Here is a 22283-nt window from a genome sequence, read left to right on the forward strand (position 1 = left end):
ACTGATTATACTGCAAATCAACTTGTGAAGCCATTGTTTTTCTGATGGCATCGAGCCCTCAGAAAAACCTGCAATTCATCTCGCCGCCTAAAGAGGCGGGAGACTTCTTGCAGAATCAGGTTAAATGGTGTTTCAAGGCGTAGTCTACGAGTTCGGCTTTGGTCTTGCAGTTCAATTTCTGCATGAGTCTCGTCTTATAAGTCGACACGGTCTTGACCGAGAGGTGCAGTGTGTCGCCAATGGCCGACAGGGAATGGCCATGGACCAGGGCCACGAGGACTTCCTGCTCCCGCGCCGACAGGGCCGGATGCTGGCCGGCACCATCGAGGACGCCATCGAGGAGGCTCCGGGCTTCGCGTTCACTCAGGTAGCGGTGTCCGGAAACGACAGAGCGCAACCCTTTGAAAAGTTCCGCATCGAGCGTGTCCTTGCAGAGATAGCCGTCTGCACCGAGCTGCATGAGTTCCGTGACGTACTGCTGCTCACTGTACATGGTCAAGACCAGGACTTTGACATCATAATGGCGGCGCCGGATTTCCCGCAGACAGTCGATGCCATTCATGACCGGCATGGAAAGGTCCAGCAGGACGACGTCGACAGGCGTGTCTTCCAGCCGCTCCAGGACTTCCTGTCCGTTCGAGGCTTCGGCGACGACATGGCAGTCGTCCTGAGAGGCCAGCAATAGTTTCAACCCCGTCCGCAAGATACGGTGGTCATCAGCCAAGAGAATGTTCATGTTCTTCCTCCTCACTCAAATACAACGGCAGAGAAATGGTCAGCGTCGTCCCTTTACCAGGATGGCTGTCGATGGCAAAGGTCCCGTTCAATACATCTGTCCGCTCGCGCATACTGACCAGTCCTAAATGGTTATCCAGGCGAGCCCGTTCGGCCCGGTCCGCACTGAAGCCGATGCCATCGTCGCGGACAGACAAGGTCAGCTTCGACGGCAGGACGTGGAGCCCGATGGTCACGGTATGGGCCTGGGCATGACGGGCAATGTTGGTCAGCCCCTCCTGGACCATGCGATAGCAAAACAAGGCCACTGGCCGGGACACGCGCGATATGTCGCCGTCATGATGGAAGATCACGGTCAGCCCCGGCTGTGTCTGGCGATACGTGTCCAGGTACTTTTCAATGGCTACGACCAGGCCCAGGTCATCCAGCAGGGGCGGATGGAGATTGACGGCGAGATGGCGCAGGCCTTCCAAAGTCTCGCGGGTCAAATCGCGGACACCGGCGACGAGTTCCCGGACCTTTGGCTCTTCTGTCTGGTCCATGATGAGCCGCAAATAGGCCAGCATCGATACCATGGACTGGCTCGTCTCATCGTGCAGTTCCCGCGAAATGCGGCGCCGTTCGTCTTCACGGGCAGAAAAGAGCTGGTCGATGAGCCAGATACGGGTCTTCTCCTTTTCCCGCAGGGCGGTCAGCAATTTCGAGTTCTCCCGGTCTTTTACAGCCAGGCGGTTGCTCATGACATTGAAGGCTTTCGCCAGGCGCCCGACTTCATCTTTCGTCTCGACGGGCACGCGGACACTATAATTCCCGCGGCCGATTTGGCGGATGGCCTGGGCCAGGGTCTGGACAGGCCGCAAAAAAGCCCGGGCATAGCGCGTAGCCAGTACGGAAGCTGCCAGACAGATGGCCAGGATGACCAGCATGGTCTGGACGAAGCGCTTCCACATGAGCTGCATCATCGGCCGTTCCGACAAGCCGATGCGGAAATAGCCGACCAGGCCGCCATCAATGGGATAGACGACTTCCCGTATATATCCTTCCGTACTGTCGAAGGTCACAGTCTTATCGGCTCCGTCGTGCTGCACGTCGCACCGTTCCGGCAAGCCCTTTGGCAGGCCGTCCGTAAACGTGCTGGCCAGGATACGGCCATCGGGATAAGTCACCAGGATATACCGCACCTGGTCATTCGTCTGCTGAGCATGGAGCAGCTGTTCCGTCATGGCAAAGCGGTCATCGACGAGGATATCGTTACTGATGACCTGACTGATTGAGGCCGCCAGTTCCCGCCCGGATGTATCGAGTTCGTAATTCATATAGGTGCTCGTCGAGTAAAGGAACAGGGAAGCAGCCAGCAGGCCGCAGACAAAGATTGTGCCGACGATGAGGGCGTTAAATTTTACATAGAGTGTATAGTTTCTCATATCAAGTCCCTGCCAATCGTCTCTGTTCCGCATACTGCCGCTTGAACTGCTCATAAGCCGCCGTATCGGGAGCTACGAAGCGGTCGATGACAATAGTCTTCATGGACCGCGATAAATCGGGGTTTTCGTGCATCGTATAGAATATCCGCCGCAAGGACGCCTTTTCTTCCGAGTCCAAGCTGCTGCGCACGACGATAGGCCCTGTCGGCGCTTCCGGCATCTTTTCCAGCACCCGCACCTGCCGGGCCAGCTGGGGATTCGTCTGCTCTATGAGCTCATAAATCTGGCTGTCCACGCCAGCCGCGTCGGCCAAGTGATTGGCCACGGCCCAGATGGACTTGTCATGGCCGTGAGTGAAGAAGAAGCGCTTAAAGAACTGCTCTGGCGTCGTCCCCTGCTGGGCCAGGCGGAAAGTAATGGCCAGGCAGCCAGAATAGCTCAAGGGGTCCGTAAAAGCAAAGACCCGCCCCTGGAGCTGGTGTTTATCGGTGATGTCGCTGTCTGCGGCCGTAATGATGTACGTCTGATAATACGACGAGCCATTCGTTTCGGTCATGGCCAGCAGTTCAATGGGCTCATGACCTTGATAAGCCGCATAGGCCCCAGTCGAAGAAAAGGCCACGTCGGCATCGCCATTGGCCAGCAGCGTATTCAGTTCTTCATAGGTCCGGCGCTGGATGAGGATGGCCGGCCGGTTTTCCTGCTGCGAAATATAATTGACGATCTGCTGGTATACCTGCCGCGTTTCCTTCGGCGACATGACCGACGCAAAGGCGATGCGCAGCGGCTTCGTATCCGGTTCCTCTGCAGCCGGATGCGTATCCTGAGGCTGGGTGAAGTCGATATAGCCCTGCGGACGGGCACAGGCTGCGCAGAACAAAGAAAGCATGACCAGCACGATCAGTGAAAGGACCCGTTTCATCTGTTACCTCCATAAATCATTACGTTTACTATATCATACAGGATGGAGATGCGCAAAAAGAGGTTGTCACATTAAGACAACCTCTTTCAAATTAACGAATCAATCTTCTTTCGGTTTGGCGTTCCATACGAGGAGGGCCAATACGGTCGAAGCGATGGCGGCACCGACCCAGAATTCCGTAGCCATGCCGAAATCATAGGTCTTGACGCCGTTGACGACGGTAATCGTCATGAGCTTCCCAGTGATGAATTCCTGGATAGCTGCACCGGCATAACTGAGCAGGCCGATCATGCCCATGGCTGCCCCGGTGACGCGCTTCGGTACGATATCGACAGCCATGAGGCCGCCCATGTAGCAGACCAGGGCGCCCATCGTGAAGCCGTAGAAGGTCATGCACAGCATATCCATGGTGAACGACTGCGGTGCCCAGAGGAAACCGGCAATCGACAGGGAGTAGAAAATCCCGTACAGCAAGGCCGGCATGTTGCGCTTGTGGTTAAAGAATTTGTCAGAAATGACGCCGCACAACAGAGCCCCGAAGATACCGGCTACCTGCATGTAAGCCATGACGCCGGCAGCGCCCATGATGTCATAGCCCTTCTGCGAGGTCAGATAGACGACGCCCCAGCTTTCGATGGCATAGCGGGCAATATAGACGCAGAGCGAGGACAAGCCGAGGATCCAGACGGCCGGATTCTTGACGACAGCATTCCACTGCATGGCACCGACGGATTTTTTCTTTTCTTCGTCGATCTGTTCCTGTGTCTTTTCCCCATAGTAGACAGCCCCATTCGGCAGGCCCTGCGTTTCCGGGCGGTCACTCATGCCAAAGTAGATGAAGACCGTACCGACCAGGGAAATGATGCCGGCCGAAATGAATCCCATAGACCAGTTATACATGGAGACGATGGCAGCAATGGCAAAGTAAGCGAAAGAAGAGCCGAGATTGTGGCTCGTGAACCAGATGCCATATAAGGTCCCGCGTTGTTTATTGCTGAACCACTGGTTAAGGGAAACGATAGACGGCCCGGCACCATACGACTGGAACCAGCCATTAAAGCCCCACAAGACGGCCAGGGGGACAAAGGAATTGACCAGCCCCATGCCGACCATGGTAAGCGAGGAAATGAACAGGCCGAATGAGAAAAACCGTTTATTGTTCATCCGGTCTGCCAGGAAGCTGTTGGTGAACTTCCCAAGACCGTAGGTCACAAAGAAAATAGAACCGATGATACCGATTTCCGTCGGCGTGACGATCCCCGAAGCCAGGAGCGGCTTCTTGATGACCGAGTAACTCTGGCGGATGATGTAGTAAAAGGCATAGCCGATGGTAATGGACGCAAAGACGCGCCAGCGCATGGCATTGAATTTCTTCTTAATCGCCGCGGCATCCGTCATCTGCGGAGCATCCGGAGCGGTCTTGAAAAAATTCCAAATCAGGTTGAACATAGTGAAAAACTCCTTCCGTTGCAAAAATCCGTAATCATAATTCCGCAATTTACGGTTTCTATTATAAGGAACGGATTTTGCTGACGGTAGCCGAAAAATTCTGATTTTTCTGTAGGAGTTTTTCTGACATTACATGACACGTTTGGCTCCGATGTAGCGGGCAGCCCAATAACTGCTGTCCATATCGGAGATGCTGACGCCATCGCTGGCGGCATTGATGAACTGGTGATTGCCGATATAGATGCCGACGTGGGAAATGCCCGAGTCGTACGTCGAGAAGAAGACCAGGTCGCCAGGCTGCAGGTTAGCCATGGAAACGGAATAACCTACGCCATACTGTTCGTCGGCACTGCGCGGCAAGTCGATGCCGGCTGCCGAATAGACGTAGCGCGTGAAGCCGGAGCAGTCGAAGCCGGACGGCGTCGAACCGCCAAAGATATAGGGAACGCCGATATACTGGTTGGCAATGTCGAGGATATGCGTAGCCGCCGGACTTTCGACGCGGGCCAGGCCATTATATCCGCCATTGCCGAAACGGCGGATAGGACCGTTGGGCAGGCCCTGCCCGGTAAGGGCATAAAAAGTCGACTGGCCGACGATGCCGTCCGTTTTCAGCCCATGGTCGGCCTGGAACTGGCGGATGGCCTGTTCCGTCCCGACGCCAAAAACGCCATCGACATCGACGGTATAACCATTATTGGCCAGTGCCTGCTGGATCACGCGGACTTCATTGTCTGCCGTAACAGCCGGCAAAGCGTCCGAAGCCGCCCCTCCCTGCGAAGTCCTGTTTTCCGGCATGGCTTCCCCCATGAGGGCTTCATACGTAGCGGCGCCGATGATGCCATCACAATCCAGTCCGTGGTCTGCCTGGAACTGACGGACTGCGGCCTGGGTCGAATCGCCATAGTCGCCATCCGCATCCGTATCATAACCATGCGCCGTCAAAGCCTGCTGGATTTCAGTAATCTGATGTCCCTTGTCACCGGGATGGAACGTCGCACCAGCCACCGACAGGGACGTCATGAAGCACACCCCCAGCATAACGGCTATCTTCTTTGTCGTATCCATGGAATACCCCTTTCCCAAATTTGTAACATAGATAATTAATTATACCATTTTTTTCGCCACATTTATAGTATGGGGCCATTGTCGCACGAAGGCTTATACCATCATGCGAGATTCCTTTCACTTTATAGCTTGTAGTACGGAGTTTGTAGTTTGTAGAAGATTACTTTAAATCTTTTACCATTTGCTGCAAACTAAAAACTACAAACTTAAAGCTCAAAAAGAGGCTGTCTTAATGCGACAGCCTCTTTTTTTTACATACGGATTTTATTAGAATTTGCCAGCTTTGGCAGCGCCTTCTACGGCTACAGCTACGGCTACGGACGCGCCAACCATGGGGTTGTTGCCCATGCCGAGGAAGCCCATCATTTCTACGTGAGCCGGTACGGACGAAGAACCAGCGAACTGTGCGTCGCTGTGCATACGGCCCATGGTATCGGTCATGCCGTAAGAAGCCGGGCCGGCAGCCATGTTGTCCGGATGGAGTGTACGGCCTGTGCCGCCGCCGGATGCAACGGAGAAGTATTTCTTGCCCATTTCGATACATTCTTTCTTATATGTACCGGCAACGGGGTGCTGGAAGCGGGTCGGGTTGGTCGAGTTGCCCGTAATGGAAACGTCGACGCCTTCGTGGTGCATGATAGCGACGCCTTCGCGGACATCGTCGGCACCGAAGCAGCGGACATTGGCCCGTTCGCTCTTGGAATACGGGATTTCACGGACGATGTTCAGTTCACCCGTTTTGTAATCGAACTGGGTCTGAACATAGGTGAAGCCGTTGATACGGGAAATGATCTGAGCAGCGTCTTTGCCGAGGCCGTTGAGGATGACGCGGAGAGGCACTTTACGAGCCTTGTTGGCATTGCGGACGATGCCGATAGCACCTTCAGCAGCTGCAAAGGATTCGTGGCCTGCGAGGAAGCAGAAGCATTTCGTTTCATCCTGCAAGAGCATCGCTGCCAGGTTGCCGTGGCCGCGGCCGACTTTGCGGTCTTCAGCAACCGAACCGGGGATGCAGAAGGACTGGAGGCCGATGCCGATAGCTTTCGCAGCTTCTACAGCCGTGCGTGCATTGGTCTTGATGGCGATAGCGGCGCCAACGGTGTATGCCCAGCCGGCATTTTCAAATGCGATAGGCTGTACGTCTTTGACGATTTTATAGGGATCCAAGCCGGCAGCTGCACAGATATCGCGACATTCTTCAACGCTGCCGATACCGTATTCTTTCAGTACGCCGAGGATCTTATCAATTCTTCTGTCGTAGCTTTCAAATAATTCCATGTTTTTGCCCTCCTATTGCTGTCTCGGATCGATATACGAAGCTGCTTCTTCAAAGCGGCCATAATGGCCTTTTGCGTCTTCCATGGCTTTTGCCGGTTCAACGCCTTTCTTGATGGCTTCCATCATTTTGCCGAGGTGGATGAATTCATAGCCGATGACCTGGTTGTCTTCATCGAGTGCCATGCGGGTGACATAGCCTTCGGTCATTTCCAGATAACGCGTGCCTTTGGCTTTCGTACCGAACATGGTGCCGGTCTGGCTGCGCAGGCCTTTGCCGAGGTCGTCCAGGCTGGCGCCGATGGGGAGACCGCCTTCGGAGAATGCCGTCTGGGTACGGCCATAGACGATCTGGAGAAAGAGCTGGCGCATAGCGACGTTGATAGCATCGCAGACCAGGTCGGTGTTGAGGGCTTCAAGAAGCGTTTTGCCCGGAAGGATTTCCGAAGCCATAGCAGCAGAATGAGTCATGCCGGAACAGCCGATAGTTTCAACGAGGGCTTCTTCGATGATGCCGTCTTTGACGTTGAGGGTCAGCTTGCAGGCGCCCTGCTGCGGAGCACACCAGCCTACACCGTGGGTCAGACCGCTTACATCTTTGATTTCCTTTACCTGTACCCATTCGCCTTCTTCCGGAATCGGTGCCGGTCCGTGATATGCGCCTTTCGTGACGGGACACATATTCTTAACTTCTGTTGAATATAACATGTTCTCTTCACCCTTTCAAAATGTATGAGAAATAAAAAGTAGCACGTATAGGACTCAGTCCTTCAACTGGTCGTATATCTGTGTGAATAAAGCGCGATACATGCTGCCTTTGCGCCACAAGAATGAAAATGCGTGCATGACGGAAAAATCCTTGACGACAATGCGCCGCAGCGTCCCGTCAGCCAGTTCTTTCTGAACCGATTTTTCATATAGAAATGCAATACCGCAGTCGCGGCAGGCCAGCCCTTTGACGGCTGACAAGCTGCCTACTTCATAGCGGGCCGGGAAATGTTCCAGTGTGTACCCCTGTTCTGCCAGCTTATGTTCTAAAATCCGGCGGGCGCCGGCATGGCGTTCGCGGACGATGACCCGATAGCGCATGAGTTCAGACAGTATCATTTCCTCCGGCGCTTCATAGCCTGTGCCGCAGACAGCGACAATCGGTTCATTAGAAAATAAGAGCGATTCATAGCACCCCTGGTCAAAGGAGCTTTCGACGATGGCGAAATCAATGGCACCATCATCCAGGGACTGGAGCAGTTTTTCAGCATCGGCAATTTCCATGCGGAGATTCATATCGTCGTTATGCTTGAGCAGGTCAGCCAACTTATCGAGAATCCCCACGCCAGCCGTTGGCGTCGCACCAAAAGACAAGGAGCGGTTATGCTGCAAATCACGGAGATGCTCTTTCAAGATGGCATCGTCATGGCTGATGGCAGTCACGGCATTCCAAAGGATGTGACCAGCCTGGGTCAGCTGCAGGTGTTTCCCCTTGTAACTAAAGAGTTTGGTCCCGTATTCGCGTTCTAAATAGCGAATATGCTGAGAAACGGCAGGCTGTGTGATGTGCAGTTCCGCAGCAGCCCGGGTATAGTTCATGTGACGGCAAACGCACAAAAATGTATGGATACGAAAATCTAACATAGCACCCTTTCCTTTCTTTGCGTTTCCCATAAGATAATTTTATGATATTTCAAAATTTTTATCAAGAAAAAAGTGGGCATTTTATGTATACACATGGGACGACTTCGCTCCCATCGATTTCGATGCCGGCCCGTTTCCGTCCGCTTGTAGTAGACGAGACCCTCATGGTATAATAAGGATAAACGATTAACTTATCAAATACAAGAAAGGATGAATCATTATGATGAAAAAAATGACGACACTCTGCGCGTCCCTGCTCCTGGCCCTGGGCTGCCTGACAGCCAATGCCATGGATTCCCAGACCCTAGTCAATAATCCCAGCCGTTACCGGGTCATCAGCACCAGCCCGGACGGCATCGTCTATGCCGATATGGATTCCCTCCGGGCCATGCAGACCATGGACTATCCAAACAGCATCGAAAACATGAACCTGACGCTGTACGTCGAAAAATACGCCGGCATCCGCGACGACCTGGTCTTCCAGATGGGCCAGGAAATCCACCAGATCAACGAATACAAAGCGGCCCTGCACGCCAACAAGCGCAAAGGGACATACGACCTGAAAGCCGATCTGACCAAGGTCTACCGGCCCGATGGAACAGACTATGCCGTCAAGATCGACACGGTCCAGTTCAAAAACGTCCGCGACATGTACACGGCCCTGCATCACTTTGCCGCCCTCACGCCGCAGAAGGATTAGTGGCTCGTGGCTAGTGGCTCGCAGTGGCTCTCCTTATAGGAGAGCTGTCAGCGAAGCTGACTGAGAGGTTTCTCTATCAACATCGTTTACAGAAAAGGGGCTGTCGCATGTGCGACAGCCCCTTTTTGAGTTTTAAGTTTGCAGCAAATGGTAAAAAATTTAAAACCATCCCCTGGCCACTAGCTGCTAACCACCAGCCACTTAAAATAGTTCCCTCCGGCCCGCAGCTATTGTATAATAGAGGCAATGAATCTTTATTATATGAAATGAAGGGGACCTGACATGACGAATGAAAAATATATGAATATGATCCGCAACAATCCCTATGTAATCGACCGCATCGAAAATCCGTCGGAAGAAATGCAGCTCCTGGCTGTCCAGATGAACGGCCTGGCCCTGCAATACATCAAGCATCCTTCCGAAGCCGTCCAGAAAGCCGCCGTCGCCAACACGGCGCGGGCCATCCAATTCATCGACCATCCCTCGGAAGACATGCTCCTGCAAGCCGTCCAGTCCGGCTGGAACAACTTGAGCTATATCAAAAATCCGTCACCGGAACTCATCGACGCCGCCCTGGAACAGTCCGGCTGGGCCATCAAATACGTCAAAGACCCGGACGAAGACCTGCAGCTGCGGGCCGTAGAAAAGAATTACGACGCCATCAAATACATCCAGCATCCGACACCGGCCGTCCAGCTGGCTGCCATCCGCGGCAATTACGAAGCCCTGCGCTACATCGAAAAACCGACAGAAGAAGCGAAAGAACTGGCCATCAGCGAAAATGAACAGGCCATCCGCCTCATCCCGGACATCAGCAAAGAAGAGTTCCTCCACTTCCTCAGCCGCAACGTCCTGGTCAGCAAATATATGCCCAAGGGCATTTCCCTGACGCCCGATGACTGGCGCAACACCTTCAAGGCCGTCTTGTCCCGGGATGACGTGCCGGAAGACTACGTCCGCAACTTCATTACCTGCAGCGCCGTCGACCTGACGCCGGCTGATAAAGTCCTCCTCGTCGACGATTGCGGCAGCAAGAAGGCCCGCCGCATCACAGTAGATGAAAAATTGACATTGAAATAGGAGCGAAATCATGAACTTTACAGATACTTTCAAAAGCGTAGAATTAGTCCTCAAAGCCGGCGAAGTCCCACTGCTCGTCGGCGAAACGGGTATCGGCAAGACCTCCCTGGCCCGGGAACTGGCTGCTAAGAACGACTGGAGCCTCGTCGGCATCGACGGCAACCTCCTCAAAGAAGGGGAAATCGGCGGCCTGCCTACGGTCGAAGCGGGCACGACGATTTACGCCGTTCACCATAAACTCCGCAAAATCGACGAAGAAATTGCCAAGGGCAAGACGGTCCTCTTGTTCATCGACGAAATCAACCGCTGCGACCACGCCGTCCAGCAGGAACTGATGAACCTCATCCTCAACCGTGAAATCAACGGTTACGTCTTATCACCGTCGGTCCACATCATCGCCGCCATGAACCCGGCCGATTCCTACGACTACGAAGTCGTCGAAATGGATGCGGCCCAGCAGAACCGCTTCGTCTGGCTGTATATGGAAGCCGATTACCTGCAGTGGCTCGATTGGGCCTCGACAGCGGGCATCGAAGAAAAAGTCATGGAATTCATTTCCACCTTCCCGGAATACCTGGACAAGACCAACGAAGACGATATCAATGCGACGCCGCGCAGTTACGAACGCATTTCCAAGCTGTACCACATTTATAAACAGGACCCGTCGGCCATCCCGCAGGGCGTCTTCTACAATGTCATCCGCGGCAACGTCGGCAAACTCATCGCCCAGGAATTCGTCCATTTCGTCACGTCCGACGCCCAGCCCCTCATCGCTTATGACGACGTCTTCGGCGGACCGTCCCTGGACCCGGCCCTGTCCAGCCGGATTGCCAGCGAAAGCCACACCCGCCTCTATCTGGCTGCCAAGAATATCCTTAAACAGCTGGAACATGAACTCCGCCTCGACGACAGCCAGGCCCAGGCGCTCCTGTCCCGCTTCGTAGCCTTCCTGGCCCTCTACCCGGTCGACCTGCGCCTCGGCGTCATGAAGGACATGAAAGCCGCCAACCCCAAAGTCTATGCCTGCGCTTTGGATAACGACGACTTCATCGACAGCTACTTCGCCGCCTTCCGCTCCCTGCGATAACAGCTTATGGAACAGTCACTGCCCATTGCGGCCAATCTACTCTATCAGCAGGCATCTATCGTAGCCGACGCCGTCCTCGCCGAACAGCGCCGGACAGGGAGCGTCCCGGACGTGCCAGCCGATTTCCAAAAGAAATTCTACGCCTTCCTGGACCGCATCACCGGCCACTTGATGGAAGACAAAGACAATTTCTTCGGCTATTTCCTCTTCCAAATGGTCAAGGAAATCCGCTTCGACATGGCTTCACCGACGGGGACCAACTTCAAGGGGACGCGGTATCACCTCTATTTCAACCCCATGCTCTTCCTGCCCCTGTCGCCGGAACAGATGGAGAGCACCATCAAGCACGAAATCCTCCACGTCGTATCGCTCCACCTCATCCGGGCCAAAGAACTGCGGCAGCAATACAGCAAGCTGGCCGTCAATCTGGCCATGGACGTCGTCGTCAACACCTACCTCGACCACCTGCCGCCCTTCTCGACGACCCTGGAATGGGTGAACATGAACTATGCCCTGCTATTAAAGCCCTTTGAAAGCCTGGAATACTACGTCGATAAGATTCAAGGCGCCCTGGACCTGCGGACCGACAAGAAGGACCTGCCCGAATCGGACAGCGATTCCGACGAATCCATCGCCGTGTCCTACGACCCGGCCAAGACCCATGATTTATGGGACGAAGGCGACGACATCGACGAAGAGACGCTGCGCAAATTCACAGAAAAATACATCGACGCGTCATGCAAAGGCGAACTGTCGAACTATCTGGAAAGCATGATTGCAGCCCTGAAAGATGCCCAGGAAGATCTGCCCTGGCACTGGTACCTGAAGAAGCTCGTCGGCTCCGTCACCAGCACCTGGAAAAAGACGACCATGCGCCGCAACCGCCGCCAGCCAGAACGGCTGGACCTGCCGGGCTGCCTGCGCTCCCATACGGCCAAAATCCTCATCGGCCTGGACATCAGCGGCAGCATCACCGACGCCGAATTCCGCCAGGCCATCGGCGAAGTCCTGCACCTGGTCCGCTGCTACAACCATGAAATCATCGTCGCCGAATGTGACGACGAAATCCGCCGCACCTACCGCATCCGCACCATGGACGACGTCCGCGGCCGCCTGGACATCCGCGGCGGCACGGCCTATTCCCCGGTCTTCACCTACGCCAATACCCAGCGCGTCGACCTCGTCGTCTACTTCACCGACGGCAAAGGCGAAGAAAAACTCCAGACACCGCCCAAAGGCTACAAAGTCCTCTGGGTCCTCTCGGGCAAAGGAGATAAACTCTCTCTGAAGAAGCCCTTCGGCCTGGTCAAACGCTTGACCAAACTTCCAGAATACGACCCGTCCCTCGACTTCGACGACGTAGAAAAAGGCGGCTTCTCCATGAACCACCAGGAAGACATCAGTATGCCGTGAATAAAAGATAAAAAGGCGCTGTCACAGGAAGACAGCGCCTTTTTGAGTGGTTAGTGGTTAGTAGCTCGTGGTTCGTGGCTCGTAAAGGCCTGCCATTATGCCCGAATAGGCCATGGTAAAATCTCACAGCGGGCCGCCTTTCAGGACGGCCCCTACGTATACGGCCGCTGGCCGTGTATTTTTTGCGACCGGCGACCGGCCGCCTGCGTTTATTTTTTCATCGCCTGTATGCGATTCCGTAGGGGACGCCTGTTAAGGCGTCCAGCCTCTGCTGTCCGTTTTGGCAACCGTCTTGCGCCTTCCGCTGGTCGGCACCTGCCGGGTCAAAAAGGCCGCGTGAATCCTGTAAATGAACGGAATTTATGACAGATGTCACATGGTCGTAATACAATCAATGAGTCTGTTGCGGCGAAACGCCGCATCCGTAGGGGCCGCCCAGATTTTTTCTGGTCTGTCCAGTACAGGATAGTCCCCGGACGGACAGTTGCAGCGGGCGGCCCGCTACGCGCTGAGGGCTTCCCGAAAGGTCGTTGCTAGTTTGAGTCTGTCGCGGCGCAGCCGCATCTGAGTCCGATGAAAAGCCTTAAAAATGGAAGTCCAGTTCAGTCCGGAAGAGATTTCGGTCGTATTCATCCGACGTACTCCAGTGGCGTTTCTGTTTGGAATACATCGTTTCCCAGATAATGTTTTTCCACGGGGCATAACGGACACCGGCAATCCAACCCTTGGTACCATACCAAGTGGAGTTCCATTCGTCATCCCCAGCGAGCCAGCCGTTTTTGCCGTATTTAATATAACGCAGATAAAGACCATAACTGCCAGGCTTTTTATAATCAGCATCTTTGTAATTCAAACGCAAAGCGATGCTGTTGTTCTGGAAATCGGCATCGGTCTTGGCATAGTCGGCAATAAAGCGCAAGTCTTTATTTATGTTCGTAGACATACTGAGGACATAGCCATAACTTCTTAGATTCTTTTCGCCGTAACCATATTTGGGCTTGATTTTATATTTATCATTGGAATCAGCATAGTAATAGTCAATATTGCCCGAATTATTAATTTCTCCTTTGTCCAGACTGCTCTTTGCATAGGCAAGATTGATATCCAAATTCTTAGCTACAGGTCCCCAAATTGCGGCACCATAGAGGCTTTCTTTGTTGCCATCCCCGGTTGAAGCAAACCAGAACCCACTGGCCGTCAAGTTCGTTCCTTTGATGGGGACACCGAATTGCAAACCATCGGTTTCATTGCCGACGAGGACATTCTGGAAGCCTAATCCGCGCCAGGCACGGCCTATATTAATCCAGCCCAGGCCATCTTTCTTACCTTCAACCCAGATTCTCTGCATATTGCCATCGTGGCCAGACCATGTTTTTTGACCAGTGTAATTATCTTTACCATAATTATTGATGCCGCCTTCATTAGCCCTCCGATGACCGTCATTATAATGGCGGTTCGTTTCGCTTTGGAACTTGACCGTCCAGTAATCGTTGACCTTAAAGTCGCCGCGTAAGTCCATGTAAAAACGATTCGTCTGTTTATCAATAGTGCCGGAGGTCGTATCTTTGTCATAATCGTACTGTGTACGCATGAAGCCATACAATTTGACTCGGTCGATTTTTTCCTTGTTTTCCTGGATATCCTTGGTATTCTGCTCGATCTGCTTGGTGTTCTTGGCGACTTGCTGCTGCAAGACGTTGATTTCGTCGGCATATTCGGCGTGCAGTTTTTCCAGGACCGTCTTGTCCCCGAAGTTGCCGCCGCCTTTTTGCATGGCTTTGGCGACGATGCTGGCGACTTCGTAGCGGGTCATGGTGCGGCCGCCTTCAAAGGTGCTGTTGCCCATGCCTTCGATGACGCCTTCTTTTGCCAGGTAATCCAGGGCTTCATAGGACCAGTGGTCTTGGGGGACATCGGAGAAGCTGTCAGCCGATGCGGCCAGGGCCGTGCCGGCAGTGCCGAGAGTCACGGCAGCCAGGACAACCAGGGCTTTTTTATTCAAATCCATGGTAAGGACCTCTTTTCTTATAAATTATCTTCCAGCATGGCCCCTACGCTGTCATAGACTTTACGAGCCTGGTCCTGGATAGCCGGACGGGCCGTGGCGACGGTATAGCCGTTATAGCCCAGGATCATGGGCAGGTCGTTGATTTCATCGCCAATAGCCAGGATGTCCGCACCGTCCCAGCCAAAGAGGGAGAGCGTGTGGGCAATTGCCTGTTGTTTACTGATATCGGAGGGGATGATGTCGACGGCGCAGCGGTTGGGATAGGCATGGACGGTATCGCCGAAATGGGCGTTGACCTGTTCGCTCGCTGCCAGGGCATCGTCGGGATCGGTGAAGCCCAGGGAATACTGGTGAATCGTCTGGGGCAGATGGTCGATGTCATCTTCCGTTATCGGCACGATGGGATAGTCCCATTCTTTCGCTTCCCGCCAGACCCAGGTGCCCGGCAAATCATGGCAGAGATAGGTCCGGTCCTGCGAAGAGAAGGAGAAATGGAAGGACTTGCGGACCAGCTCCAGCTTGCTGACGGCCTTGAGGACGGCCGGTTCGATGCGGGCTTCCCAGAGGACGCGGTCCTGGTCATCGCTGATGAGGCCGCCGTTATTGCAGGCCAGGTAATCATATTCGACGCCATAGTGTTTGAGCTGGGGCATGAGCATGCCGTGGTCCCGTCCGGACACGACGCCGAATTTATGGCCTGCAGCCCGCCATCTGCGGATGGCTTCGGCATCGCGGGCCGTAATGATATCGTCGCGGAACAGGGTTCCGTCATAATCGCTGGCAGCAACTTTTAACATAATAATCCTCCTCATACACGATAGATGACGGCTTCGGCCGGGCGCAATCTTCCGGCTTTCTGGGCGTCATAGTTGCCCAGAAGGGCCGTTGCGCCTTCCGTCAGCGATGCGTCATAATCGATGGTTTCGTTGGTAAAATTGACCAGCGTCAATGTCGCCTGGTCGTCTAAGATACGCTTGAAAGCGTAAATGCGTTCATCATCAGCCAGCAGCTCTTCGTAGCGCCCTCGCTGCAGGATGGCTGCCGCTTCCCCCTGGAAGCGTTCGGCCTGGATGCGGCGGTAGTACCAGAGGACCGAATCAGCATCGTGTTCTTCGCTCTCAGCACAGCACTGCAGGTAATCGTCATGGACGGGCAGCCACGGCGTCCCCGTCGTAAAGCCGGCCTGGGCTGCCGTCGTCCACTGCATGGGCGTCCGGGCATTATCGCGGCTGTGGGCCTGGACGAGGCGCAGGGCCTCTGCCGGTGCAAAGCCTTCATCCAGGGCCAGCTGATACTGGCCGTGCGTCGAAATGTCATTGTAGTCTTCGATACGGGCAAAAGCCGTATTGGCCATGCCTAATTCCTGGCCTTCGTAAATGAAGGGCGTCCCGCGCAGGCTGAACAAGATGGTCGCCATGGCTTTGGCCGCCTTCTTCTTATCCGTCCCTTCCGGGAAATAACGGTTGACACAGCGTATCTGGTCGTGGTTCTCGAAGAAGATGGGATACCAGCCATTGGCTGCCGTCGCCTGCTGGCTGTCGGACAGGGCCTTCTTGAGCTTGGTCAGGGGCCATTTTTCAGCGCGGCACCAGACTTCATCGTCAGGAAATTCCAGGTTCACATGGCTGAACTCGAAGAGCATGCTGAAAGCCCCGTCCTTACCGACCCACTGGGGCAGGTCAGCCGGCGTGACGCCGTTGGCTTCGGCGACGGTGAAGATATCGTGGCCGTCGAAGACCTTCCGGCGGAATTCGTGGAGAAAGTCGAGGATGCCCGGCGTATTAGCGATCATCTTGTGGATGGACGACAGGCCGTCGGCGCCGTCGACGGGGCCGTCTGTGAAGACGGCCGGTTTCTTGATGTAGACGATGGCATCGATGCGGAAGCCGCCGACGCCTTTGGCTATCCAGAAATTGGCCGCATCATAGAGGGCCTGGCGGACGGCCGGATTTTCCCAGTTCAAATCGGGCTGTTCGACGGCGAAGGTGTGCAGGTAATACTGCTGCCGTTCTTCGCACCACGTCCAGGCCGGGCCGCCGAAGATGGAGCGCCAGTTCGTCGGCGCCGAGCCGTCTTCTTTGGCATCGCGCCAGATGTACCAGTCCGCTTTGTCGTTCGTGCGGCTGCGCTTCGATTCCTGGAACCAGGCGTGCTGGTCCGACGTGTGGTTGTACACCAGGTCCATGACGACGCGGATATCCCGCTTCTTCCCTTCGGCAATGAGGGTATCCATATCTTCTATCGTGCCGTAGCGCCCGTCGATGGCCGTATAATCGCTGATATCGTAGCCGTTGTCGACCATGGGCGACGGGTAGACCGGCGTCAGCCAGATGGCCCCGACACCGAGCTTCTTGAGATAATCCAAGTGGCGCGTAACGCCTGCAATATCGCCTTCGCCGCTGCCCGTCGTGTCCTGGAAGCTGCGGGGATAAATCTGATAGACAGCCGTCTGCTGCCACCATTTCAAAGTATCCATAAAATCCTCCTAGAAAATGACAATCGGTGTTTCACCAGCGACGACAGGCTGGTCCGGTTCCTTCTTCATCTGCGGGTATTCCGTCGAGTTGGTAACGGCCATGATGACGATGTCGTTATAGCCGGCTTTGGCGATGGCATCGCGGTCGAAGCGGATCAAGGGGTCACCGGCTTTGACCTGGGCGTCCTGCTGGGTCAGCAGCGTGAACCCGTCGCCATTCATATTGACTGTATCCAAGCCGATGTGGATGAGCACTTCGGCACCGTTGCTCAGTTCCAGGCCAATCGCATGGAGCGAGCTTTCCATGATCATGGAAACGGTCGCGTCTGCCGGGGCGACGATGGTATCGCCCGACGGTTTGATAGCGACGCCATCGCCCATCATCTTCTGCGAGAAGGCATCGTCCGGTACTTCGCTGATGTCGACGAGGTCGCCGGAGACAAAGGCTTTCAGCTTCATGGAACGGTCGTCTTCATCGACGGAAGCGATGGATTCAGCAGCCGGAGCTGCCGGCGTTTCTGCCGAGGCTTCTTTCGTTTCCGTAACCGTGCTTTCTACGGCTGCCGGCATTTCCCCTTTCATGAGGGCGTCGAAGTGGCCGCGGACATTGGGCACGGACAGGCCGACGATGACCTGGATGGCGTGGCCGTTCTTGACCAGGCCAAAGGCACCGGCATTGGTGAACTTGCTGGTCGCAGCGACCTTATCCGGGTCGTTGACCGTGACGCGCAGGCGGGTTGCGCAGTTGGTGACTTCGCGGATGTTATCCGGACCGCCGAGGCAATCGAGGAAGACCTGGGCTTTCAGGGCATCGGCACCGCCGGCAATGCCTTTCTTTTCCATTTCTTTCTTGGCTTTGTATTCCGCTTTGGTGAACAATTTGTCTTCGCCGCCATCATCGGTACGGCCCGGCGTGGGCAAATCGAAGTGAAGGATGAGGAAGCGGAAGACGACGAAGTAAATGGCCGTAAAGCCGAGGCCAATGGCAATCTGCAAAATGTAGGTCCAGGCATGATAGCGGAACAAGGGGATCCAGTTCTGGACGAAGCAGTCGATGAGGCCGCCGCCGAAGTTGCCCGACAGGCCGATGAAATAGAGCGTCGCCGACAAGGTAGCCGCTAAGACGGCATGGACGACGTACAAGAGCGGAGCGACGAACAAGAAGGTAAATTCAATCGGTTCGGTAATGCCGCAGAGGACGGCTGTAATCGTAGCCGGAATGAGCAGGGTTGCGACTTTCTTGCGTTTTTCCGGTTTAGCACAATAGTACATGGCCAGGGCTGCGCCGGGCAGGCCGAAGACTTTGGCACTGCCGTGGAGGGCAAAGCCGCCTTGGGGGAACATGTCCCGCAGGGAATGAGCACTGGTGGCGAAATCATTGAGGTGCTGCAGCCAGTAAGCCTGGATGCCGCCGTCGCAGACAGCCGGACCGTAAATGAAGGGCAGGTAAATAAAATGATGCAGGCCTGCCGGCAAGAGAATGCGTTCCGAGAAGGTGTAAGCCCAGACGCCGAAGATGCCGCTGGTCTTGAGGAAGAACTGGAACTGTTCGATACCGTGCTGGATAGGCGGCCAGATGTAACAGAAGAGGAGCGCCATGGGCAGCATGACTAGGAAGCCGACGGCGACGACGAAGGCCGGTCCCTTGAAGATGCCGAGCCAGTCCGGGATTTCCGTATCATAGAAATGGTTGTGCAGGTAGGCCGAGATGCAGGCAATGAAGATAGCGCCGAGCATGCCCATGTCCAGGGTCTTGATGTTGGCAATCATGGCCAGGCCCGTGCCGGCACCGGCGTTCTGACTATAGTCGACGCCGAAGTAGCTGCCGTGAAGGGTCAGGATACCGGCGATGAAATAGTTAAATACCATGTAGATGACGAAACCTTCCATGGCACAGCGGGCCTGTTCTTTCTTGGCAAAGCCAATGGGAACGGCGATGGCAAAGAGGATCGGCATCTGATTGAAGACGGTCCAGGCGCCCTGCTGGACGACGTACCAGAAATCATACCAGAGGGTCCCTTTTTCTGCCAGGCTGCCGAAGAGGCCCGTATTGCTGAAGATGATCGACAAGGCGACAGTCAGCCCGAAGAAGGCGAATAAGATGACCGGTGTGTACATAGCGCCGCCAAAACGCTGCAGTTCCTGCATCACGCGGTCCTTGTTGAATGACATAGACAATTCCTCCCGTTTGTGAAACAAAGTACATAAGTTTTCTTTAGTAACAGGATATAAAAAAAACGCCGCGAATACAATAGATTCGCGGCGTTCTGGCACACGGCCCCCGGCCTGTAACCTGGTACATTTCCTGTACTTTGGTACAGCCTATCGGGAAGCCTCTTGTTCTTGTTTCAAATGGTGCAGATACATACAATATTTCACATACCATATCTCAGCCAGGACAAAATAAGGCATCATGGACTGAAAGGCGACGTGGTCGTCTTCCTTGTCATAGAGCTGGAAGCGGGCCGGCGAGACGTAAAAATTGACCGTCGACAGCGACGCCAGGGTATTGTCGTGCAGGCGGGTAATGGAAATAAAAGGGATATCCCGCATCTTCAAAGCCTGGGCCAATTCCTTGACAGCTGGCGATTCGCCGGAAAAGGAGACGATGATGAATAAGTCGTCTTTGGTCATGGTCCGGATGAGGTTGCGGAACTCTTCCCGTGCCGGTACGTCGTAGAGCATGACGTTATCGTAGAAAAAAAGACGCTTCAGCTCCTGGACGACGTTATTCTGGACGTAGCCCGACGCATAGGTGAAAATCCGGTTGGCTTCATGGACGAGGGCGCTGGCGCTATCGAAGTTACGGCTGCACAGCTTGTCCACGGTCTGTTCATAGAAGCGCTGGAGTTCGTCCATGACATTCGTATCATAGCAGGAAATTTCCGGTTCTTCCCGCTTGAGGAGCATCTTGAATTCACCGAAGCCGTCGAGGCCTAATTTCTGGGCAAAGCGGACAATCGTCGTCGTCGAGACGTGACAGGCCTTGGCCAGTTCATGGATCGAGCTGTGGCGGACGGCAGCGCGGTGCTGCAAAATGTACTTCCAGATTCCCATATCCGTATTGTTGAGTTTCTGGCGATGGGCGTTGATGAGTTCGGCAAGTTGCATGGCTGGTTCCCCCTTCACGAAACAGGCCCCGGCGGAAAAATCCGCAGGGGCCGGGTCATAGTTTCATTATAAGGAATCCAGGGACGGACGTCAAGCTGGTGGGCGCTGTGCCGCACAGAAAAAGGCTGCCATTTTACTACAAACTACAAACTCAAAACTCCATAAGAAGCTGTCTGTATAGAATAGCACTTCCGCTGGCTGACTATTATCTACAAAGTGCCGCAGCGATGGCAGCGCCGACGGAGGCGCCGTTGCTGTTGGGGATGACGTGGATGCGCGTATTTTCGGTCGGAGCCATGCAGAAGACGCAGATGGCATCTTCGATGAGCGACGGAACGCCTTTGATCTTTTCGACCAGGCTGCCTTCGATGGCGATGGACTGTTCCGTAAAGCCCTTATCCTCTGCCAAGTGACTGAGAAGGCCGAAGCTGGCCGCCCCGATGAGCTGGGCTGCCCGGGCAAAGACGGCCCGGACCAGGGCACAGAGGCCTTCTTGCTCTTCTTCGCTGACGGCGAAACCGAGCAGTTCTTCTGCCGTCTGCTGGCCGGAAATGAGTTCGTTCATGTCGCGCGTCGTAAAATACGGGATGTCCCGTTTGAGGTATTCGCCAAAGACGACGCGGCAGACTTCGCTCAAATAGCGGCCGCCGATCATCTTTTCAAAGGGATGGTCGCCAGGCAGCTGAGACGCTTCATCGACGAGGCGGTCCCAGACCGTAGCCGGGCCGCCGTCGAAGCCGGCCGCTTCCAGGTTGACGATCATCTGCAGGGCCGGTTCATAATAGCACATGTTAAAGCCCGTGCCACAGACGATGCCGATGCGCGACGGGTTGTGCTGATAGACCGAAGAAAGGAGGGTCGCCGTCGTATCGTTGAGCAGGGCCACCGGTTCGATGCGGTCCAGGCCGGCCCGGACGAGGGCCTCTTTCAGCAGGCCATTGATGGACTGGCCGGCCACGCCGGGAACGGCGATTTCCTTGGACCAGGCGATGAGGCTGGCATCCTTGGCCGACGTCTGGTCGACGGCAAAGGAAAAGGTAAAGCCCAGTTTATAGTCGTGATTGCCGTCAGCCGCTTCCTTGACGATGGCGGCGATGAAGTCGAAAAGTTCGTCTGCCGTCTTCGACGAAGCCGTGTAGTCGTAGTCAGCGCATTTCAAGGGTTTGGCCACCTTGCTTTCTACGGCAAAGCCCTGTTCGCCCATGAGGCGGATGCGCGAAGCCCGGACGTTCGTGCCGCCGAAATCCAGGGCCAGGAAGGTCCCCGTTTCCCGTCCCGTCGGCAAGCCCAGATAGGTGCGCAGCGCCGAAAGGGAGCTCTCCTTCCCTTCCAGAGCGTCTTCGGCACTCTTCCGGAAGTGCTGTGCCAGTTCCCGCAGCTCTGCGCCGGATAACTGCAATGCCTGTCTCATTTTTTCCCAATTTTTTATCGTATCTGCCATGATTGTCGGCCTCCTGTCTGTACGCAAAAACATCTATATTCTCATGATAATGAAAAAAGGCCATAAAGACAACTCTTTTATGGCCTTTCGGTTCCGTAACACGACAATGGACGGTAGTACAAAATATGGATATTGGTACAGGCGCTGCGCGTAAAAATAAAAAGGAACCGTGCACGAAGGTGAAGACCTTCATGTCCAGTTCCTTGAATAGAGTTTGGTGGGCGATAACAGGATCGAACTGCTGACATCCTGCTTGTAAGGCAGGCGCTCTCCCAGCTGAGCTAATCGCCCAAGTGGTGACCCCTACGGGATTTGAACCCATGTTCTCGCCGTGAAAGGGCGATGTCTTAGACCGCTTGACCAAGGGGCCACATAATGTGGAATGTGGTGATCCACCCGAGATTCGAACTCGGGACACCCTGATTAAAAGTCAGGTGCTCTGCCAACTGAGCTAGTGAATCA

Annotated in this window: 18 protein-coding genes and 3 tRNA genes; 4 read left to right on the forward strand and 17 right to left on the reverse strand. The window is 54.7% G+C overall.

Annotated features, from left to right (window positions below):
* Positions 1 to 115 precede the first annotated feature (115 nt).
* The 8 genes from ACFWUB_RS05405 to ACFWUB_RS05440 form a co-directional block, all read right to left on the reverse strand.
* Complete coding sequence (locus ACFWUB_RS05405; RefSeq protein WP_416184357.1) at positions 116 to 736, reverse strand: response regulator transcription factor; 621 nt, start codon at positions 734 to 736, stop codon at positions 116 to 118.
* Complete coding sequence (locus ACFWUB_RS05410; RefSeq protein ID WP_416184358.1) at positions 717 to 2159, reverse strand: HAMP domain-containing protein; 1443 nt, start codon at positions 2157 to 2159, stop codon at positions 717 to 719. Before ACFWUB_RS05410 ends, ACFWUB_RS05405 begins: the two co-directional genes overlap by 20 nt.
* Position 2160: 1 nt before the next feature.
* Complete coding sequence (gene phnD, locus ACFWUB_RS05415; protein ID WP_020309610.1) at positions 2161 to 3081, reverse strand: phosphate/phosphite/phosphonate ABC transporter substrate-binding protein; 921 nt, start codon at positions 3079 to 3081, stop codon at positions 2161 to 2163.
* A 99-nt stretch (positions 3082 to 3180) separates the two neighbouring features.
* Positions 3181 to 4530 (reverse strand): MFS transporter, encoded by a 1350-nt coding sequence (locus ACFWUB_RS05420; RefSeq protein ID WP_020309609.1) that lies wholly within the window; start codon positions 4528 to 4530, stop codon positions 3181 to 3183.
* A gap of 129 nt (positions 4531 to 4659) precedes the next feature.
* On the reverse strand, positions 4660 to 5598 hold the full coding sequence (locus ACFWUB_RS05425) for an NlpC/P60 family protein (protein WP_416184359.1): 939 nt from the start codon (positions 5596 to 5598) through the stop codon (positions 4660 to 4662).
* Between the two features lie 267 nt (positions 5599 to 5865).
* Positions 5866 to 6876, reverse strand: a complete 1011-nt coding sequence (locus ACFWUB_RS05430; RefSeq protein ID WP_014015340.1) for a GGGtGRT protein — start codon at positions 6874 to 6876, stop codon at positions 5866 to 5868.
* Between the two features lie 12 nt (positions 6877 to 6888).
* Positions 6889 to 7581: an iron-sulfur cluster assembly scaffold protein gene (locus ACFWUB_RS05435; protein WP_014015341.1), complete on the reverse strand. Its 693-nt coding sequence runs from the start codon at positions 7579 to 7581 to the stop codon at positions 6889 to 6891.
* Positions 7582 to 7635: 54 nt separating this feature from the next.
* Positions 7636 to 8505, reverse strand: a complete 870-nt coding sequence (locus ACFWUB_RS05440; RefSeq protein WP_416184360.1) for a LysR family transcriptional regulator — start codon at positions 8503 to 8505, stop codon at positions 7636 to 7638.
* A 220-nt stretch (positions 8506 to 8725) separates the two neighbouring features.
* Between ACFWUB_RS05440 and ACFWUB_RS05445 the strand changes: the two genes are divergently transcribed.
* From ACFWUB_RS05445 to ACFWUB_RS05460, 4 genes are all read left to right on the forward strand, one after another.
* The gene (locus tag ACFWUB_RS05445; protein ID WP_020309605.1) at positions 8726 to 9205 is read left to right on the forward strand and encodes a hypothetical protein; all 480 of its coding nucleotides are present in this window, start codon (positions 8726 to 8728) and stop codon (positions 9203 to 9205) included.
* Between the two features lie 282 nt (positions 9206 to 9487).
* Complete coding sequence (locus tag ACFWUB_RS05450; RefSeq protein ID WP_020309604.1) at positions 9488 to 10285, forward strand: DUF4116 domain-containing protein; 798 nt, start codon at positions 9488 to 9490, stop codon at positions 10283 to 10285.
* A gap of 10 nt (positions 10286 to 10295) precedes the next feature.
* Entirely contained in the window at positions 10296 to 11372 is a 1077-nt protein-coding gene (locus ACFWUB_RS05455) for an AAA family ATPase (RefSeq protein WP_292105738.1), read from the forward strand.
* A gap of 6 nt (positions 11373 to 11378) precedes the next feature.
* Positions 11379 to 12785: a VWA-like domain-containing protein gene (locus tag ACFWUB_RS05460; protein WP_416184361.1), complete on the forward strand. Its 1407-nt coding sequence runs from the start codon at positions 11379 to 11381 to the stop codon at positions 12783 to 12785.
* Between the two features lie 583 nt (positions 12786 to 13368).
* On the opposite strand, the gene ACFWUB_RS05465 is transcribed toward ACFWUB_RS05460, so the two are convergent.
* The 9 genes from ACFWUB_RS05465 to ACFWUB_RS05505 form a co-directional block, all read right to left on the reverse strand.
* Entirely contained in the window at positions 13369 to 14793 is a 1425-nt protein-coding gene (locus ACFWUB_RS05465; RefSeq protein ID WP_416184362.1) for an S-layer homology domain-containing protein, read from the reverse strand.
* Positions 14794 to 14810: 17 nt separating this feature from the next.
* Positions 14811 to 15590: an HAD family hydrolase gene (locus ACFWUB_RS05470; RefSeq protein WP_337465874.1), complete on the reverse strand. Its 780-nt coding sequence runs from the start codon at positions 15588 to 15590 to the stop codon at positions 14811 to 14813.
* An 11-nt stretch (positions 15591 to 15601) separates the two neighbouring features.
* Positions 15602 to 17269: a glycoside hydrolase family 13 protein gene (locus ACFWUB_RS05475; RefSeq protein WP_292298200.1), complete on the reverse strand. Its 1668-nt coding sequence runs from the start codon at positions 17267 to 17269 to the stop codon at positions 15602 to 15604.
* Between the two features lie 9 nt (positions 17270 to 17278).
* Positions 17279 to 19441 carry an alpha-glucoside-specific PTS transporter subunit IIBC gene (locus ACFWUB_RS05480; protein WP_416184363.1) on the reverse strand — a complete coding sequence of 721 codons (2163 nt, stop codon included), beginning with the start codon at positions 19439 to 19441 and terminating at the stop codon, positions 17279 to 17281.
* A 150-nt stretch (positions 19442 to 19591) separates the two neighbouring features.
* The gene (locus ACFWUB_RS05485; RefSeq protein ID WP_416184364.1) at positions 19592 to 20380 is read right to left on the reverse strand and encodes a MurR/RpiR family transcriptional regulator; all 789 of its coding nucleotides are present in this window, start codon (positions 20378 to 20380) and stop codon (positions 19592 to 19594) included.
* Between the two features lie 205 nt (positions 20381 to 20585).
* Entirely contained in the window at positions 20586 to 21821 is a 1236-nt protein-coding gene (locus ACFWUB_RS05490; protein ID WP_020309589.1) for a hexokinase, read from the reverse strand.
* A 215-nt stretch (positions 21822 to 22036) separates the two neighbouring features.
* Positions 22037 to 22112 (reverse strand) — tRNA-Val (locus tag ACFWUB_RS05495).
* A 3-nt stretch (positions 22113 to 22115) separates the two neighbouring features.
* Positions 22116 to 22191, reverse strand: a tRNA-Glu gene (locus ACFWUB_RS05500).
* A gap of 15 nt (positions 22192 to 22206) precedes the next feature.
* A tRNA-Lys gene (locus tag ACFWUB_RS05505) sits at positions 22207 to 22282 on the reverse strand.
* Position 22283 lies beyond the last annotated feature (1 nt).

Source organism: Megasphaera sp. (assembly GCF_047831605.1).
GTDB classification, from domain to species: Bacteria; Bacillota; Negativicutes; order Veillonellales; family Megasphaeraceae; genus Megasphaera; species Megasphaera intestinihominis.

What these genes read in the sequence shown, in the direction of transcription:
- ACFWUB_RS05405 (WP_416184357.1), bottom strand. Translation starts at nt 736, where the DNA reads ATGAACATTCTCTTGGCTGATGACCACCGTATCTTGCGGACGGGGTTG.
- ACFWUB_RS05410 (WP_416184358.1), bottom strand. Translation starts at nt 2,159, where the DNA reads ATGAGAAACTATACACTCTATGTAAAATTTAACGCCCTCATCGTCGGC.
- phnD (WP_020309610.1), bottom strand. Translation starts at nt 3,081, where the DNA reads ATGAAACGGGTCCTTTCACTGATCGTGCTGGTCATGCTTTCTTTGTTC.
- ACFWUB_RS05420 (WP_020309609.1), bottom strand. Translation starts at nt 4,530, where the DNA reads ATGTTCAACCTGATTTGGAATTTTTTCAAGACCGCTCCGGATGCTCCG.
- ACFWUB_RS05425 (WP_416184359.1), bottom strand. Translation starts at nt 5,598, where the DNA reads ATGGATACGACAAAGAAGATAGCCGTTATGCTGGGGGTGTGCTTCATG.
- ACFWUB_RS05430 (WP_014015340.1), bottom strand. Translation starts at nt 6,876, where the DNA reads ATGGAATTATTTGAAAGCTACGACAGAAGAATTGATAAGATCCTCGGC.
- ACFWUB_RS05435 (WP_014015341.1), bottom strand. Translation starts at nt 7,581, where the DNA reads ATGTTATATTCAACAGAAGTTAAGAATATGTGTCCCGTCACGAAAGGC.
- ACFWUB_RS05440 (WP_416184360.1), bottom strand. Translation starts at nt 8,505, where the DNA reads ATGTTAGATTTTCGTATCCATACATTTTTGTGCGTTTGCCGTCACATG.
- ACFWUB_RS05445 (WP_020309605.1), top strand. Translation starts at nt 8,726, where the DNA reads ATGATGAAAAAAATGACGACACTCTGCGCGTCCCTGCTCCTGGCCCTG.
- ACFWUB_RS05450 (WP_020309604.1), top strand. Translation starts at nt 9,488, where the DNA reads ATGACGAATGAAAAATATATGAATATGATCCGCAACAATCCCTATGTA.
- ACFWUB_RS05455 (WP_292105738.1), top strand. Translation starts at nt 10,296, where the DNA reads ATGAACTTTACAGATACTTTCAAAAGCGTAGAATTAGTCCTCAAAGCC.
- ACFWUB_RS05460 (WP_416184361.1), top strand. Translation starts at nt 11,379, where the DNA reads ATGGAACAGTCACTGCCCATTGCGGCCAATCTACTCTATCAGCAGGCA.
- ACFWUB_RS05465 (WP_416184362.1), bottom strand. Translation starts at nt 14,793, where the DNA reads ATGGATTTGAATAAAAAAGCCCTGGTTGTCCTGGCTGCCGTGACTCTC.
- ACFWUB_RS05470 (WP_337465874.1), bottom strand. Translation starts at nt 15,590, where the DNA reads ATGTTAAAAGTTGCTGCCAGCGATTATGACGGAACCCTGTTCCGCGAC.
- ACFWUB_RS05475 (WP_292298200.1), bottom strand. Translation starts at nt 17,269, where the DNA reads ATGGATACTTTGAAATGGTGGCAGCAGACGGCTGTCTATCAGATTTAT.
- ACFWUB_RS05480 (WP_416184363.1), bottom strand. Translation starts at nt 19,441, where the DNA reads ATGTCATTCAACAAGGACCGCGTGATGCAGGAACTGCAGCGTTTTGGC.
- ACFWUB_RS05485 (WP_416184364.1), bottom strand. Translation starts at nt 20,380, where the DNA reads ATGCAACTTGCCGAACTCATCAACGCCCATCGCCAGAAACTCAACAAT.
- ACFWUB_RS05490 (WP_020309589.1), bottom strand. Translation starts at nt 21,821, where the DNA reads ATGGCAGATACGATAAAAAATTGGGAAAAAATGAGACAGGCATTGCAG.